At 44.7% G+C, this 16,257-nt stretch carries 12 protein-coding genes; 8 read left to right on the top strand and 4 right to left on the bottom strand.

Annotated elements, in window-relative coordinates; genetic code table 11:
• Positions 1-187 precede the first annotated feature (187 nt).
• On the bottom strand, positions 188-904 hold the full coding sequence (locus BCT49_RS18600; RefSeq protein WP_017090781.1) for a FadR/GntR family transcriptional regulator: 717 nt from the start codon (positions 902-904) through the stop codon (positions 188-190).
• 265 nt (positions 905-1,169) lie between these two features.
• Between BCT49_RS18600 and phnD the strand changes: the two genes are divergently transcribed.
• The 4 genes from phnD (at position 1,170) to phnE (BCT49_RS18580) (ending at position 4,779) form a co-directional block, all read left to right on the top strand.
• Positions 1,170-2,126 carry a phosphate/phosphite/phosphonate ABC transporter substrate-binding protein gene (gene phnD / locus BCT49_RS18595; protein ID WP_061021537.1) on the top strand — a complete coding sequence of 319 codons (957 nt, stop codon included), beginning with the start codon at positions 1,170-1,172 and terminating at the stop codon, positions 2,124-2,126.
• A 142-nt stretch (positions 2,127-2,268) separates the two neighbouring features.
• On the top strand, positions 2,269-3,087 hold the full coding sequence (gene phnC, locus BCT49_RS18590) for a phosphonate ABC transporter ATP-binding protein (RefSeq protein ID WP_102437328.1): 819 nt from the start codon (positions 2,269-2,271) through the stop codon (positions 3,085-3,087).
• Positions 3,084-3,938, top strand: coding sequence for a phosphonate ABC transporter, permease protein PhnE (phnE, locus tag BCT49_RS18585; RefSeq protein ID WP_241908102.1), 855 nt, complete (start codon positions 3,084-3,086; stop codon positions 3,936-3,938). The genes phnC and phnE (BCT49_RS18585) overlap by 4 nt, the downstream gene beginning before the upstream one ends.
• Positions 3,939-3,948: 10 nt before the next feature.
• On the top strand, positions 3,949-4,779 hold the full coding sequence (gene phnE / locus BCT49_RS18580) for a phosphonate ABC transporter, permease protein PhnE (RefSeq protein WP_198595879.1): 831 nt from the start codon (positions 3,949-3,951) through the stop codon (positions 4,777-4,779).
• 370 nt (positions 4,780-5,149) lie between these two features.
• Here the strand turns inward: phnE (BCT49_RS18580) and BCT49_RS18570 are convergent, their stop codons facing one another.
• The 3 genes from BCT49_RS18570 to BCT49_RS18560 all read right to left on the bottom strand — a co-directional run bounded on the left by BCT49_RS18570 (position 5,150) and on the right by BCT49_RS18560 (position 10,829).
• Positions 5,150-6,004, bottom strand: a complete 855-nt coding sequence (locus tag BCT49_RS18570) for a fumarylacetoacetate hydrolase family protein (protein ID WP_102437326.1) — start codon at positions 6,002-6,004, stop codon at positions 5,150-5,152.
• Between the two features lie 479 nt (positions 6,005-6,483).
• Positions 6,484-8,637, bottom strand: a complete 2,154-nt coding sequence (locus BCT49_RS18565) for a heparinase II/III domain-containing protein (protein WP_017080993.1) — start codon at positions 8,635-8,637, stop codon at positions 6,484-6,486.
• A gap of 2 nt (positions 8,638-8,639) precedes the next feature.
• Positions 8,640-10,829, bottom strand: a complete 2,190-nt coding sequence (locus tag BCT49_RS18560; RefSeq protein ID WP_102437324.1) for a heparinase II/III domain-containing protein — start codon at positions 10,827-10,829, stop codon at positions 8,640-8,642.
• A gap of 333 nt (positions 10,830-11,162) precedes the next feature.
• On the opposite strand from BCT49_RS18560, the gene BCT49_RS18555 reads away from it, so the two are divergent.
• The 4 genes from BCT49_RS18555 (at position 11,163) to BCT49_RS18540 (ending at position 15,977) form a co-directional block, all read left to right on the top strand.
• A complete protein-coding gene (locus tag BCT49_RS18555) occupies positions 11,163-11,498 on the top strand; it encodes a cupin domain-containing protein (RefSeq protein ID WP_004733502.1) in 336 nt (111 codons plus the stop codon).
• A 34-nt stretch (positions 11,499-11,532) separates the two neighbouring features.
• Complete coding sequence (locus BCT49_RS18550) at positions 11,533-12,465, top strand: sugar kinase (protein ID WP_102437322.1); 933 nt, start codon at positions 11,533-11,535, stop codon at positions 12,463-12,465.
• Between the two features lie 73 nt (positions 12,466-12,538).
• Complete coding sequence (locus BCT49_RS18545; protein ID WP_017110887.1) at positions 12,539-13,165, top strand: bifunctional 4-hydroxy-2-oxoglutarate aldolase/2-dehydro-3-deoxy-phosphogluconate aldolase; 627 nt, start codon at positions 12,539-12,541, stop codon at positions 13,163-13,165.
• A 1,045-nt stretch (positions 13,166-14,210) separates the two neighbouring features.
• A complete protein-coding gene (locus tag BCT49_RS18540) occupies positions 14,211-15,977 on the top strand; it encodes a sodium:solute symporter family protein (RefSeq protein ID WP_017110888.1) in 1,767 nt (588 codons plus the stop codon).
• Positions 15,978-16,257 lie beyond the last annotated feature (280 nt).

Raw genomic sequence — 16,257 nt, 5'->3', positions numbered from 1 at the left:
TAACCTTAAAAAATCAAAGCCAGAGACCTAAGTCTCTGGCTTTTTAGTACACAATAAACAATCAATTCCTGTAAAAACAGACAATAAAAAAGGCATGCACTTGGCATACCTTTTTAAGTCGTTTATCTGAGTGTGTGGCCACTCATCTCAATGTGAGATGGCTCAGATGTGCTTTAAATCGTTTTTATTACGCAGTAGCCAAACGGTGGTTAGCATCTTGCAAGTGAGCTGCAGACACGACTCTCGCCTTGTCACTGTCACCCGCCATAATAGCTTCATAGATTCTACGGTGTTCATTGATACATGTGCTTCCCTCTTCAGAAGAGTGCACAATGAAGTTAATGAACATGGTTGTCAGAATATTGCCAAATGGCAAGTAGAAGTCGTTACCGGTTGCATTGAAGATCAAGCTATGGAAACGAGTATCAATGTCTGTCCAACGTTCTTGGTCAAACACTTCAGCTTCATCCACTTCTACCATCTTTTGGAAGATCTCTGAAAGCTCGATACGTTGCTCAGCCGTCGCAAATTTTGCCGCCAGTGCACACGCTTCAGGTTCAATCGCACGGCGAAGACCTAAGAACTGTGAACAGAATTGGTCTACGTCGGTTAGACCGTCCATCCATTCAATCAGTTGAGGATCAAGGAAGTTCCAGTATGCGCGGTCAACTACACGAGTACCGATTTTCGGGCGGGACTCTAACAGACCTTTAGAGGTCAATAGTTTAACTGCTTCACGAAGTGCTGTTCGGCTGATACCAAACTGTTCACACAACGCCATTTCACCAGGAATAATAGAACCTTGTGGCAGTTCGCCAGACAAGATTCCACGAGCGATTTCACGAGCTACTTGCACGTGCAGGCTGCGCTTCGAGCCCGAAATTGAATTAAAAGTGGTAACCATAAGTTCACTTATTTTATATGTTATGTTTATGTATTATTTAAGGATCACTATAACAGTATTTCAACCTACAGCCAATTGAGTAAAATCCAAACGAATCACAGGCTATTAATTTACTCGCCTAATCAAACACTTAGAAAGTATCTAATTCCACTCCGCTAGAAACATTATGTTACACCATTCATAAATCCGTCATCAAAAAGCATCGGTTCTGTCATCCTCGATTCCTATACTTCCTTCCAACAAATCACTCAATTGGACTGACATAATGAAACCGACAAAAACAAATCTCACGCTTAAAAGCGCTATTACTGCTGCGCTGATTTTTTCTGGTTCTGCATTAGCGATGGATACGCGATACGAAGACCGCTCTGGTAACTTGGTCGCCGATGTACCTCAAGATGAATCACAATGGGTGGATCCAAACACGCTAATTTTTGCTTACACGCCAGTTGAAGATCCAGCAGTATACGCTGATGTGTGGAGCGAGTTTTTGAGCCACCTTGAAAAAACAACGGAAAAAACGGTTCGTTTCTTCCCTGTTCAAAATAACGCAGCTCAAATTGAAGCAATGCGTTCAGGTCGTCTGCATATCGCAGGTTTCAACACTGGTTCAACGCCACTAGCAGTTAACTGTGCTGGCTTTGCTCCATTCACAATGATGGCGGCTGAAGATGGCTCTTTCGGTTACGAAATGGAAATCATCACGCACCCAGGTTCAGGCATCGAAAAGGTTGAAGACCTAAAAGGCAAAAACCTAGCATTCACATCGCAAACGTCAAACTCTGGTTTCAAAGCGCCTTCTGCGATTCTGGATGCTGAATACCAGCTTCAACCTGAGCGTGATTTCAAACCAGCTTTCTCTGGCGCACACGACAACTCTATTTTGGGTGTGGCACACAAAGATTATGACGCAGCAGCCGTCGCTAACTCAGTATTGAACCGTATGCTTTCACGTGAAGTCGTGAAAGAAGGTCAAATCAAGAGCATCTACAAGTCACAGACCTTCCCAACAACGGCTTACGGCACAGCGCACAACCTGACACCAGAGCTTCAAGAGAAGATTCAAAAAGCGTTTTTCACTTTCGACTGGGAAGGCACGAAGCTTCAAGAAGAATTTGAGCGTAACGGTGAAGCGAAATTTGTTCCGATCACTTACCAAGAGCACTGGGAAGTGATCCGCACTATCGATACCGCGAATAAAGTGTCTTACACGTGTAGCTAAGTTCAACCGAACTAAAAGCCAATCACACATTGATAAAACTAACTGCAGGCTTATGTGCCTGCAGTTATTCACCACTCTCAGCGGTTTGCTTCCGATTTCTGCCTCAGGCGGACTGTTAGTACACCGTCCTTATAGGAATTCTATGTCTACTCTTACCCTTAAAGGGCTTACTAAGCACTACTCCAGTTCTGATAAAGCCCTGACCAACGTTAGCTTATCGGTGAATGCCGGTGAAGTCGTTGGATTGATTGGCCCATCTGGTGCGGGTAAATCAACGCTGATTCGCTGTATTAATCGACTAACCGAGCCCACCAGCGGTGAAGTTATCTTCTCCAACACCAACCTAGAGACCTGGTCTAAGCGCCAACTGAGACATTCTCGACGTGAAATTGGGATGATTTTCCAAGAGTATGCACTGATTGAACGTTTAACAGTCATGGAAAACGTACTTTCAGGCCGTTTGGGGTACGTGAATTTCTGGCAAAGCTTCACTCGTCGTTTCCCAGAATCGGATATCCAAGCCGCTTATGCGCTACTCGACCGCGTTGGATTATTAGAACACGCAAATAAAAGAGCTGATGCCCTATCAGGTGGCCAACGCCAACGCGTAGGTATTGCACGTGCACTCGCTCAAAAGCCAAAGTTACTATTAATTGATGAACCTACGGCCGCGCTCGATCCACGCACTGCCCGACAGATCATGCGATTGATCAGCGAAATTTGTTCAGAACAACAACTCCCAGCCATCATCAATATTCACGACGTTCAGTTAGCGAAACAGTTTGTCGACCGTGTTGTCGGCCTAAATGCTGGCTGTGTGGTGTTTGATGACAAACCAAACTTGCTCACCGAAGACGTACTCACACAGATCTACGGTGAAGAAGATTGGAGCCAACAAGCAGAAGAAGAGGAAGATGATCTGATCATCATGAACCCTCGCTTGTCTGAGGCAACAATATGACTCAGCCATATCCAAAACAAGCTCAGCGGCATTTAAAGTCTGCACAACAGAACCCCAAACAATACCCGACGCATTGGACAAAGCCGCCACTGATATCTAATTCATGGTTGCGTTGGAGTTTGATCATCATCGTCGCGGTGTACTTATACCTTGCGACTCAATCGGTACACGTAAACTGGGCTCGGATCTACGAAGGCAGCGAGCGCGGCTGGCAGTTCATTTTAGCTTTCATGAATCCAGATTTTGGCGGACGTTGGAACAACATCTCACAAGGTTTGATTGAGAGCTTAACCATGACGCTCACGTCAACCGTGGCAGGTGTCATTCTTTCAATCCCATTCGGATTAGGCGCAGCCAAAAACCTTGCCCCTACTCCTGTTTATCTATTCTGCCGTGCGTTTATTTCGATCGCTCGTAGCTTACAAGAGATCATCGTTGCGATTCTGTGTGTGGCACTGTTTGGCTTTGGTACGTTTGCGGGTTTTGTCACGCTGACATTCGCAACCATCGGCTTTCTCGCGAAATTGTTTGCCGATGAAATTGAAGCCATCGACCCAGCACCACTCACCGCAATGCGCGCAACTGGCGCTAGTTGGTTACAACAGGTGAACTACGCCATTCAAGCGCAGGTTATGCCACGCTTTATCGGGCTTTCGATGTACCGACTCGACATCAACTTTCGTGAGTCTGCTGTGATTGGCATTGTGGGCGCAGGGGGCATCGGCGCAACATTGAACACTGCCATGGACCGTTACGAATACAGCGCAGCGGCCGCTATTCTATTGATTATTATCGTGATCGTGATGTTGTGTGAATACCTATCGACCATCATCCGCAAGCATGTGCAGTAAGGAACGACCAATGAGCACGCTAAATGACACCTCTACAAGCTCCATGAATCGTACCCAATGGCAGCGTTACGACAGTAAGCAGAGCCTAATGCTTTGGATTGGCTGGCTTTGCTTTGTTGCGCTAACGGTTTTTGCATGGCAAGTCATGAACAAAGACACCATTTGGTACTTTGTGACTGATTCACCCAACCAACTTGCTGATATCTCGTCACGTATGTGGCCACCAAGATGGAGTTATTTAGAGTCACTTTGGAGTCCTTTGTGGGACACCATTAACATCGCAACACTTGGCACACTGTTAGGAATTGTACTGGCATTTCCAGTTGCATTCTTAGCTGCACGCAACACAACGCCAAGCACAACGTTTATCAGGCCTATCGCACTGTTCATCATTGCGGCAAGTCGTTCGATCAACTCGCTAATTTGGGCGCTCCTGTTGGTGGCTATCATCGGCCCGGGGTTATTGGCAGGTATTATCGCGATTGCGCTGCGCTCGATTGGTTTCGTAGCTAAGTTGATGTACGAAGCGATTGAAGAAGTGAACGTCACGCAGATGTCAGCGATCCAATCGACGGGGGCATCTCCACTACAAGTATTGAACTACGGCATTCTTCCGCAAGTAATGCCAAGTTTCATCGGCACGAGCTTGTTCCGTTGGGACATCAATATTCGAGAGTCTACCGTCTTAGGTTTGGTGGGCGCTGGCGGTATCGGCTTAAAATTACAAGAGTCGATGGCAATGCTGGCTTGGCCTCAAGTAACTGTGATTTTCTGTGCGATTCTAGTGACAGTCATCTTCTCCGAATGGGTGGCTGCCAAAGCAAGAAAAGCCCTTATCTAAATACTAAAAACAACGTCAAATAGACGGTTATTTAGGGCGTGTTGACCTTTCGAGCTGATTTTTGCAGCGAGTTGCTGGGTATTTATACAAGACAGAGGCTTCGATGTGTAGCTAGCCTACATGAGAAGCCGATAACGTAGTAGAAATGACCAGCAAACGCTGCCCGAAGGGTTCGGCTAAAAGCGTTTTACTCTTTGTTGAGGGGGATTTGCTTAGAATGACTAGGCGACTTCCCCCTCGCCTCGATTAAAACGCTTTTATCTCGAACAAAATTTAACCGCGAAAAGTCAACACGCCCTAGTCAATAAGATCAAAGCCTACTCACTGAGTAGGCTTTTTGTTTGTTAAGACTTTACAGACAAATTCACACTTAGAACCGCACTTCGTTAACGACAGTACCTACTCCTTCAATAGTGACACTCACTTGGTCTTTATCGGATAAAGCAAACGTTCTGCCCTGTGTGCCCATAAAAATAAGATCACCCGGCTTGAGAGTAAAATAGTGACTCAAGTAGCTGACGACTTTTCGAGGCTTGTGAATCATGAAAGACGTATTTTCTTGCTGCACAACCTCGCCGTTAACGCGTGTGGTCAGTTGCACGTTGTTATAATCGACACCACGCACAATCGTATTACCAATTGGGCCAAAGCCATCGGATGCTTTCGCTCGTAACCATTGTAAATCCGTGCCTTGCCAGCTTCTCTCTGTAATATCGTTACCCACAGTGACACCAAAGATCGCTTGTTCCGCCTCTTCTTCACTGACTCGGCTCAACTCTTTACCAATCACAACCACCAGCTCGCCTTCAAAATGAACGTTCTTCGCTTTCGGTGGCACTTGAATCACTTCGCCTGTGAGGGTTAAAGAAGAAGGAAGCTTAAGAAACATAGGTGGCGGCGCATCGGCAGGTGATGCTAGGTGACTAGCGAAGTTCATGCCGACCGCAAACACCTTTTCAGGCTTGGTAGGCAATAATACTTCGACTGACTCAAGAGGAATCGAGGTTTTTGCGACTGCATATTCACCGAAGATGTCACCACTGATTGGCAACACAGAGTCTTTATCTAACTTCCCATAGCTGATCTTATCTTGATATTGATAGCGCACGAACTCCTCAGTTTCGACGCTGCTATCAGACTCGTCATTTGCTAAAGCAGCGTTAGCAAAAACAAAGGTAGAACAAGACACCGCAAGTATTGATACCAACCCTTTCATTAACTTCATGGCTAACTCCCTAACCGTTTATTCCTATCAGTTACTGTAGTCTAAACACAAGTATGCATCGCTTATTCTCAGCGGATCAGGTTCTCTGTTTGTTCCTTTTCCTGTCTAGCAAACCGTTCGATTCTGTTTTCTACACGCATAAAAAAACCGAGCAACTCGCAGTGAGTTACTCGGTTTGACTTATTCCCGATGTATTCAGTCGTTGTTGGTATCAACGAACGATTTTGCAATCACGACTGAATTCAATGTGATGCTTCGTTCCCGCAAAGCACCACATCAATACATGCCATTGTTAAACGGCATGTATGTTATACCAATCGTAGTAAATAACTGGTCATCCTAGCTTGTTAAAAAGCTCGACAACTTCGTTAGAATTTTTGATTGTAGAATAACTACTTATCGAAAAATTCCGTCTTGTTCTCAAGCTTTTTTCCTGCGCTATTTCTGAACACTTACTTACTGTGATTGGTATTAATCATTTACAGTTGAGCAAATGATCCTTCCCACGAGTATGTCTCACCCGCGAACTCAACAGTGTGAGTTGCTTGCTGCGTGTCTTCAGCTTGGTTTGAAATACCATAATGGTAAGTGTTGCCAGAAGTAGTCTGAATGCGAACAACAGTCCCGACACTGTTATGGCCCACAACAGACACTGATTTAACTAGACCACGAGCGCCTACAGAGGCTTCGATAGACTCGTTAAAGTAACCATGCGTTTCTAGTACAGAAGCAAACACGTGGTTTTGACCAGACTGACGTAAGATGAACGCAGGCTCACTCTTAAGATTGAAGTCTGGATCGTTAGCACCAGTACGAGCAAAAATCACTTCGCTGCCCGCATTAGCGCTGGTTACTAGGCTGTAGTAGCTGCTGTCATGTAGCCAGCTGACTAGAGAACCTTCTTCGTTCACTTTGCCTGAAGCAACGTTCCATAAGTGTTGGTAACCGTTATCTTCACCTAATGGCTTAAGCGTTTTTTCCATGTTGTAATCGAAGTCAGTACGGATGATTTGACCAGAGTGGTGAACTGGTAGGTCGTATTGGTGCTCAGCGTCAGCTTCGATGCGATATACATCGATAACTAGTGGCTTCTCGAACTCAGGAAGTTCAGCAAGAATCACGCTGCGTTGCATGTCTACGCCTGTGTAGTACTCAGAAATTGTGCCGCTCATGCCTTGCAGAGACTGGTCGTCTGCTACGAAGAAGTGCTTCTGACCAAACTTAGACTCAGCCAATGCTGTGTTGAAGTTGTTCTGCGTTTTCTGATCAACCGTTACTGTGTTATGAGCAACCGTCTGCTTACAGTAAGACTTGTTCTCTGGAATGTAACGACCGCCAAACTTAGGCTCAACGTTTACCCAGCGACCGAAGCCGTAATCGTGCAGTACTTCGTGGCCACGGTTGAATACGCTTAGGTGCAATCCATCGTAGTGACCGTGGTCTAGAGCAGAGTGATACTGGTGATCAGAACCGTGTTGACCAAACCAGATCAACGCCATCGTATCGTCGTCCTGCTCGTCACGGTGACGAAGGATGCTTACGCCGCCTTTTTCACCTTCAGGGCCGTCGGTTACAAACAGGCTACCCCAGTTGAATGCTTTGATGTCGTCTGCTGAATCAACCGCGTCAGACAATGTTTTACCTGAAGCATGAACCCAAACGTTTTGTTGGTGGTTAGCCATACCAAGCAGAGTTTCAGTCTGCTCGTAACGGTGGTAACACACAGACGTTGCCATGATAACGCCTTCATCGTTGATAGAGATTGTCTTCGATGAATCGTTCAGAGCTGGCAATGTACCGTCTGGGAATGCCGTTTTGAATACAGAGTAAGACGTTGTCTTGATCACTGAATCATTGAATTCATAGATACCAACTTCAGGCTGACGACGTTCAATCGCTTCTGCGAACAGGTAGATTGGACGTAGAGAGAAACGGTGGTAGTAAGGACCTTCCATGTAGTAGCCGTCAGGCGAGAACAGTTGGTCAAGTTGCGCTAAGAAACCGCCGCTTACTTTATCTAGTTTCAGGCCGTAAAGCGCTTTGTCTACAGACTCTTGGTCGTTGATTGCGTAACCACAGATACCTACCGCTGCCACTGCCCATAAGCCGTGGTTGTGTACGATATCGAAGTCGTGTGCGTAAGTAACAACGAACATTTCGATCATTTGCTTAAGAAGATCGTCTTCGATCAGACGCTTTTGCTCTTCAGAGATAGTGTGGTAGATGCAGCTGTACGCACAAGAAGCGTAAAGCATCCACATGTTCTCGTTCAACGTTTGGTGGAACAGCTTACCCGGAGGGTTAGAGTCACGGCTTACGTTGCTTTCAAGTGTTGGGTACACCGTCGCGTACGCGGTTAGCATATCAACGATGTAATCACGGTACTTTGTTTCCTCAGTGATAAGGAACAAACGACCCGCTAGATCCATGTGGATGTAGTTTTGCTTATGACGGTTGTGCTCGTAACCGCCGCCTTCACCGTGACCAGGTACTTCAATGCCAACTTCCGCCATGTAAGCGTCAGTTTGTTTAATGTCGCGAGTCAGTGCGTTACCTAAAAGGCTATCCTTGCCAAGTTCTTTACGAAGCTCTGCTGCTTCATCAAAGTTAAGTAAAAGTGGTTGATAGCTCATTATTATTTCCCCTGCTCTGCTAATTCTGGGTTTAAAGTTGTTTCTACTGAGTAGAAGCCTGTCCAGCTGTATACTTTGCCGTTCAGCTCTACTTTGTGTTCAGTGCTGTCAGTCGCGCCAAGTTGGTTGCTGATCATCACTGTCACGTTTGATTTCTCTGTGGTGATCTCAACTACCGAACCGATATTCGTGTGAGCCACTACTTTGATGTCTTTCACAACACCACGTGCATTAACTGATTGCTCGAATTCTTCGTTGAAGTAACCGTGCGTTTCAACAACAGAAGCAAACAATGTTGTTTCGCCTTTGCTACGTAGAATGAACGCAGGCTCTGAACGTAGGTTGAAGCTTGGATCGTTAGCGCCAGTGCGAGTAAAGATAACTTCAGCATTGTCGTTAGACGTTGCACCTAGCCAAGTGTAGTAAGTGTTGTTTTGTAGCCAGCTTACAAGTGCTGTGCCCTTCACTTCACCGCTTGCCACGTTCCATAGGTGTTGGTAACCGAAATCGTCACCTAGGGTGTTCAACTCTTTGTTTGCTTGGTATTCGAAGTTAGTACGAACAATCTGACCTTGATATTGGTGTGAGTAGTCGTATTGATGTTCGCCTTCACCGCCTTTCTCAGAATCTAAACGGTAAAGGTCTAATAGTAGCGGAGATTCTAATTCTTCAAGGTTTAGCATAAACACGCTGCGTTGCATGTCAAAGCCTTGGTAGTGATCGTTAGCAAATGCACTCATACCGTTGATTTGCTCGTCTTCTACTTTAAAGAAGTGAGGTAAACCGTGTACTGAGTCTGCACGTTCAACGTCAAAGTTGTTCTGACATTTTTCATCAATCGTGACGGCATTGTGAGCAATCGTTTGACGAGCGTAAGATTTGTTTTCGTCTAGGTAACGGCCGCCGAATTTTGGCTCAACGTTCACCCAACGACAGAAGCCGTATTCACGCAGCACTTCTTGACCACGGTTGAAGAAAGAAATACCCAACGTATCAAAGTTGCCGTGACCCATGCCGTGCTGGCCGTAGTTCATAACAAGTTGAGAAACGTCGCCTTTCTTATCCTGCATACGGATAAAGCCTTGTGCGCCGTTGTGACCTTGAGGGCCTTCGTTCAACTCAACACTTGGCCAGAAAGGCATGCCGATTTCTTTTTCAGCAGAAGCGGCTTCGTAGGCTTTAGATAACTCAAGACCACATGGGTGCATCCATACTGCGTCTTGAATCTTCGCCATACCAAGAATGTTTTGGTCTACGCCGTTTTCAGAAGAGTAATGCTTGCTGTAAACACTAACGGCAACTTGAACACCCATATCTGTGATACCCATAGTACGAGAAGCATCATTCAGAGCCGGGAACTCACCGTTCGGGTAAGCCGTCGCAAGCATCGCTTGTACTGTGTTGCCAATCACACCGCCTTTGTAGTTGTAGATATCCACTTCAGGCATGTGGCGGTGAATCACTTCAGCGAACACACACGTTGGACGAATCGCGTAACGGTGGTAGTAAGGACCTTCCATGTAGTAACCAGAAGGTGCAAACAGTTGGGAAACTTGCGCTAAGAAACCGCCAGTGTCGTTACGGTCGATGCCGTACACTGACATTTCAAGGTACTCGCGCTTGCCTAGAGCAAGACCACAGATACCCACTGCGGCTACTGCCCAAATACCGTGGTTATGAATACGGTCGAAGTCGTGTGCGTATTTAACGGTGAACATTTCTAGCATTGGTTCGAAAATGCGAGACTCAATGTTGTCACGTTGTTCTTGTGTCAGTGTTGAAGCAACACAAGAGTAAGCTAAGCTTGAGAACATTAACCAGCAGTGTTCGTTCAGGATTTGGTGGAACAAACGACCGGTAGGGTTAGTGTTTTTCTGTACGTGGTAATCAAACGTTAGATATTTGTCTGCGTACTCTTCTAGTAATTCTGTAACAAAGTCAGCGTACTTTTGCTCTTTAGTGATCAAGAACATGCGACCAGCTAGATTCATATACGTGTAATTTTGCTTATGGCGGTTATGTTCGTAACCCCCAGCTTCACCATGACCTGGGACATCAATAGGTAAACGCATGAATGCTTCTAGATCTTTCGCGTTCGCTGCAATGGTTTTGCCCATTAAGCTAGAACGGCCCACTTCAAGATGAAGTTGCTCTATTTCAGCTTCAGTCAACAATACTGGTTTAGTCGTCATATTCTTTGTCACCCTCAATAAAGAGTTTATCTGCTTAAACTTTGATTAAATTTTCAAACTCCATATAAAGTAATACAATATGAGCTTTAATTATACCTATTCGTCGCCAAATGATGAGTAGAGTCACATAATTAGCTATAAGTCATTGATGTAGCTGACTAATGACAAATATCAGTCATTCATTAAGTTGTTGATTTATTTACGCTATATAAAGTATCGCTTGATCAATATCACACAAATTTAGATATATTGTATTACAATTAGGCTCATTCCCTTATGATGGATGCAAGTTAAGTAACACTTAAAAGATTTAAACAGATTAGGAGATACACAATGAACTCTTTCTTTATCCTAGATGAAAACCCATGGGAAGAACTTGGTGGCGGCATTAAGCGTAAAATCGTTGCTTACACTGACGATCTTATGGCTGTACACCTGTGTTTTGATAAGGGCGCGATTGGCCATCCTCATACTCACGAAATTCACGACCAAATCGGTTATGTTGTTCGTGGTAGCTTCGAAGCTGAAATCGACGGCGAGAAGAAAGTGCTTAAAGAAGGCGATGCTTACTTCGCTCGTAAACACATGATGCACGGTGCAGTTGCACTAGAGCAAGACAGCATCCTTCTTGATATCTTCAACCCTGCGCGTGAAGATTTCCTAAAATAATTAATAGCGCAACCTCAGTTGCTAAGGTAAGCATATGAAATCATTAAACATCGCGGTCATTGGCGAGTGCATGGTTGAGCTACAAAAGAAACAAGACGGGCTTAAGCAAAGTTTTGGTGGCGATACGCTGAATACTGCACTTTACTTGTCACGCTTAACAAAAGAGCAAGATATCCAAACTAGCTATGTAACAGCGTTAGGTACTGATCCATTCAGTGTCGACATGTTGAAAAAGTGGCGAGCAGAAGGTATCGACACAAGCCTAGTGGCTCAGCTTGATCACAAACAACCAGGGCTTTACTACATCGAGACCGATGAAACTGGTGAACGCAGCTTCCATTACTGGCGTAGTGACGCTGCCGCGAAATTCATGTTTGATCAACCAGACACCCCTGCTCTACTTGATAAGCTATTCTCTTTTGACGCGGTTTACCTAAGTGGTATTACGCTTGCTATCTTGACTGAGAACGGACGTACGCAGCTATTCAACTTCTTAGACAAATTCAAAGCTCAAGGCGGCCAAGTATTCTTCGACAATAACTACCGTCCTAAACTTTGGGAAAGCCAACAAGAAGCGATTTCTTGGTACTTGAAAATGCTTAAGTACACGGACACGGCTCTACTCACGTTCGATGACGAACAAGAGCTGTACGGTGACGAAAGTATTGAACAGTGTATTGCACGTACGTCTGAGTCTGGTGTGAAAGAGATCATCATTAAACGTGGTGCAAAAGATTGCTTAGTGGTTGAAAGCCAAAGTGCTCGATACGTTGCACCCAACCCTGTAGACAACATCGTTGATACTACCGCAGCTGGTGATTCATTCAGTGCTGGCTTCTTAGCTAAACGCTTAAGTGGTGGTAATGCTAGCGATGCAGCATTAGCAGGTCATATTGTGGCAGGGACCGTGATTCAGCATCCAGGTGCTATCATACCTCTAGAAGCGACGCCTGATTTGTCTCTATAATTACGCACTTTATATATTAATCAAGGGTTTGCTTAGTTGAAAGCAAGCCCATAATTAACGTGAGAAAGAATTCATGACTACATTAAATGAACAACTAGCAAGCCTAAAAGTAATCCCTGTAATCGCAATCAACCGTGCTGAAGACGCTATCCCTCTAGGTAAAGCACTTGTTGAAAACGGTATGCCATGTGCAGAAATCACACTACGTACAGAATGTGCAATCGAAGCGATTCGCATCATGCGTAAAGAATTCCCAGACATGCTAATCGGTTCAGGCACGGTACTGACTAACGAGCAAGTTGACGCATCTATCGAAGCAGGCGTTGATTTCATCGTAAGCCCAGGTTTCAACCCTCGTACTGTTCAATACTGTATCGACAAAGGTGTTGCAATTGTACCGGGTGTAAACAACCCAAGCCTAGTTGAGCAAGCAATGGAAATGGGTCTTCGCACGTTGAAGTTCTTCCCTGCTGAGCCTTCTGGCGGTACTGGTATGCTTAAAGCACTTACTGCGGTTTACCCTGTTAAATTCATGCCAACTGGCGGCGTAAGCTTGAAGAATGTAGATGAGTACCTATCTATCCCTTCTGTACTTGCGTGTGGTGGTACTTGGATGGTTCCAACTAATCTTATCGACGAAGGTAAGTGGGACGAACTAGGCAAGCTTGTTCGTGACGCAGTTGATCACGTTAACGCTTAATCTGTTTTAGATTTGGTGATAAAGCCTCACTTCGGTGGGGCTTTTTGTTATCTGAGGTTTTTCAATAACTGGATTTTGTTATCTAAATCTTTTGGGTAACTGAAGTTTGATAGTTGATAGTTGATAGTTGATAGTTGATAGTTGATAGTTTGAAGCTGTTACCTGAAAAGCACAATGCTCAAACAAGTTAAGACCTCTACAATACATTCCCGTTTATCAGGCCATCCACCAGCTTTGTGACTGGTAATTTGTAATTTTGTGCACATGCTATTTCACTTCGCTAGAACGACTTACACGACCTGACAAACACTCTAAGCACTCACTTATGTAATCTAACTCACTCGACTCATATCGTATCTTGAGCCCTGTATCGACGCCTCCGCCCTTCTTAGCCCATAAGCATACAAATATCTTTCATATGCTTAGAAATCGCCATGAAGTAATACAAGGCTTATGGCTGTGGCTATGGTTATCGCTTATCGGGTATTGGGTATTGGGTATGATTCTCGCTGTCGCCTACTCCAATTTCGAGCGGTTGGACAAACCTAGACCCTAAACAGCAGAACAGCAGAACAGCAGAAAAATTGAGCGGATAAATCGTGTAGATAAATAGTACGGATAAATAATGAGCAATTCAGGGCGTGAAATAGAAAATAGCGGCATAAAAACAATAAGCTACACTTAAATGCCAGAAACGAAATTTTGCGATTTAGTACTGAGATTTAACGTGAATCCCGTCGCACAACCACGTTCAGTTGTAGCATATTTGTTACGGTTATAATTAAAATCTTATAAATAAGGCAAACCAAAGCCTTATTACTTATATTGTAATACATATAAACATTTAAACTTCAATTTACCTTGGATCTAGAGCAATTCACAAAAACAATTAAAACCAATAAAAACAGCAGGTTAAATTAACTTACCGTGTGTACCCAAAAATCAATGCGACCTAGATCATACTAAAGACATATTGTAGTACAAATAAACCTTTGGACGCGTTAATCTAAGCCCAGTTAATTATGATATTTAAAAGGCTGAAAAGATGACTATTGATACTTTTGTTGTTCTCGCCTACTTCTTCTTTTTAATCGCTATTGGTTGGATGTTCCGTAAGTTCACCACGTCGACTAGTGATTACTTCAGAGGGGGCGGCAAAATGTTGTGGTGGATGGTTGGTGCAACTGCCTTCATGACACAGTTTTCAGCATGGACGTTTACAGGTGCCGCAGGACGCGCGTTCAATGACGGTTTCGTTATTGTAATCCTATTCTTAGCCAATGCTTTTGGCTACTTCATGAACTATATGTACTTCGCTCCAAAGTTCCGCCAACTTCGTGTGGTAACGGCGATCGAAGCTATTCGTCAGCGCTTTGGTAAAACGTCTGAACAGTTCTTCACATGGGCAGGTATGCCTGACAGCCTTATCTCTGCGGGTATCTGGCTAAATGGTCTAGCTATCTTCGTAGCAGCGGTATTCAACATCCCAATGGAAGCAACCATTGTGGTAACGGGTATGGTTCTAGTATTGATGGCAGTCACGGGCGGCTCTTGGGCGGTTGTTGCTTCTGACTTCATGCAAATGCTTGTTATCATGGCGGTAACCATTACTTGTGCGGTTGCGGCTTACTTCCACGGTGGCGGCTTAACTAACATCGTTGCTAACTTCGACGGCGACTTCATGTTAGGTAACAACCTAAACTACATGAGCATCTTCGTTCTTTGGGTTGTGTTCATCTTCGTGAAGCAGTTCGGTGTAATGAACAACAGCATCAACGCTTACCGTTACCTATGTGCGAAAGACAGTGAAAACGCACGTAAAGCGGCAGGCCTAGCATGTATCCTTATGGTTGTTGGCCCACTAATCTGGTTCCTGCCACCTTGGTACGTAAGTGCATTCATGCCTGATTTCGCATTGGAGTACGCTTCAATGGGTGATAAAGCGGGTGATGCTGCTTACCTAGCATTCGTACAGAACGTAATGCCAGCAGGTATGGTTGGTCTTCTTATGTCAGCAATGTTCGCTGCAACAATGTCTTCTATGGATTCAGGTTTGAACCGTAACGCTGGCATCTTTGTAATGAACTTCTACAGCCCGATTCTTCGTCAAAACGCGACTCAGAAAGAGCTGGTTATTGTAAGTAAGCTAACCACTATCATGATGGGTGTTATCATCATCGCGATTGGCTTGTTCATTAACTCTCTACGTCACTTGAGCTTGTTCGATATCGTAATGAACGTAGGTGCGTTAATTGGCTTCCCAATGCTTATCCCTGTACTACTTGGTATGTGGATTCGTAAGACGCCTGACTGGGCTGGTTGGTCTACGCTAATCGTTGGTGGCTTCGTTTCTTACATCTTCGGTATCTCGCTTCAAGCAGAAGACATCGAGCACCTATTCGGTATGGAAACAGCGCTTACTGGCCGTGAATGGAGCGACTTGAAAGTTGGTCTTAGCCTAGCGGCTCACGTAGTGTTCACTGGTGGTTACTTCATCCTAACTTCTCGCTTCTACAAAGGCCTATCGCCTGAACGTGAGAAAGAAGTTGACCAACTATTCACTAACTGGAACACGCCGCTAGTAGCGGAAGGTGAAGAGCAACAAAACCTAGATACTAAACAGCGTTCAATGCTTGGTAAGCTTATCAGCACAGCAGGTTTCGGTATCCTAGCAATGGCTCTGATTCCAAACGAACCAACAGGACGCTTGTTGTTCCTACTATGTGGTTCAATGGTACTCACCGTTGGTATCCTACTGGTTAACGCATCTAAAGCTCCGGCTAAGATGAACAACGAGTCAGTTGCTAAGTAGCTAAACAGGCCACTAACACGTTAAACCAATAATGAAGCCCATGTTATTCGATAACATGGGCTTTTTGTTTACCACTTAAGCTTGCGCATACTGTCAACTCTGAATAGCACTTTAATGTTTCTCCCCTCCTTCTCGAAACCCATCCAATACACCCGTTACCCCCCTCTTTCAGACAGAGTTTTCTTACCTCTATTTTTTGTAATCTCACTTTCTTTTAAACTTTCCAATGGTTTGATCTCTTTCTGCTTTTCTTTCTGTTACTTTTAACAACTAGACAAAC

Origin of the sequence: Vibrio lentus (assembly GCF_002875945.1) — a bacterium.
GTDB lineage: Bacteria > Pseudomonadota > Gammaproteobacteria > Enterobacterales > Vibrionaceae > Vibrio > Vibrio apostichopi.
The sequence above is the reverse complement of the archived record's forward strand: the minus strand, read 5'-3'. Positions and strand labels throughout refer to the sequence as shown.

Excerpts from the sequence above, each read along its gene's own strand:
- BCT49_RS18600 (WP_017090781.1), bottom strand. The coding sequence starts at position 904 with ATGGTTACCACTTTTAATTCAATTTCGGGCTCGAAGCGCAGCCTGCAC.
- phnD (WP_061021537.1), top strand. The coding sequence starts at position 1,170 with ATGAAACCGACAAAAACAAATCTCACGCTTAAAAGCGCTATTACTGCT.
- phnC (WP_102437328.1), top strand. The coding sequence starts at position 2,269 with ATGTCTACTCTTACCCTTAAAGGGCTTACTAAGCACTACTCCAGTTCT.
- phnE (WP_241908102.1), top strand. The coding sequence starts at position 3,084 with ATGACTCAGCCATATCCAAAACAAGCTCAGCGGCATTTAAAGTCTGCA.
- phnE (WP_198595879.1), top strand. The coding sequence starts at position 3,949 with ATGAGCACGCTAAATGACACCTCTACAAGCTCCATGAATCGTACCCAA.
- BCT49_RS18570 (WP_102437326.1), bottom strand. The coding sequence starts at position 6,004 with ATGAAGTTAATGAAAGGGTTGGTATCAATACTTGCGGTGTCTTGTTCT.
- BCT49_RS18565 (WP_017080993.1), bottom strand. The coding sequence starts at position 8,637 with ATGAGCTATCAACCACTTTTACTTAACTTTGATGAAGCAGCAGAGCTT.
- BCT49_RS18560 (WP_102437324.1), bottom strand. The coding sequence starts at position 10,829 with ATGACGACTAAACCAGTATTGTTGACTGAAGCTGAAATAGAGCAACTT.
- BCT49_RS18555 (WP_004733502.1), top strand. The coding sequence starts at position 11,163 with ATGAACTCTTTCTTTATCCTAGATGAAAACCCATGGGAAGAACTTGGT.
- BCT49_RS18550 (WP_102437322.1), top strand. The coding sequence starts at position 11,533 with ATGAAATCATTAAACATCGCGGTCATTGGCGAGTGCATGGTTGAGCTA.
- BCT49_RS18545 (WP_017110887.1), top strand. The coding sequence starts at position 12,539 with ATGACTACATTAAATGAACAACTAGCAAGCCTAAAAGTAATCCCTGTA.
- BCT49_RS18540 (WP_017110888.1), top strand. The coding sequence starts at position 14,211 with ATGACTATTGATACTTTTGTTGTTCTCGCCTACTTCTTCTTTTTAATC.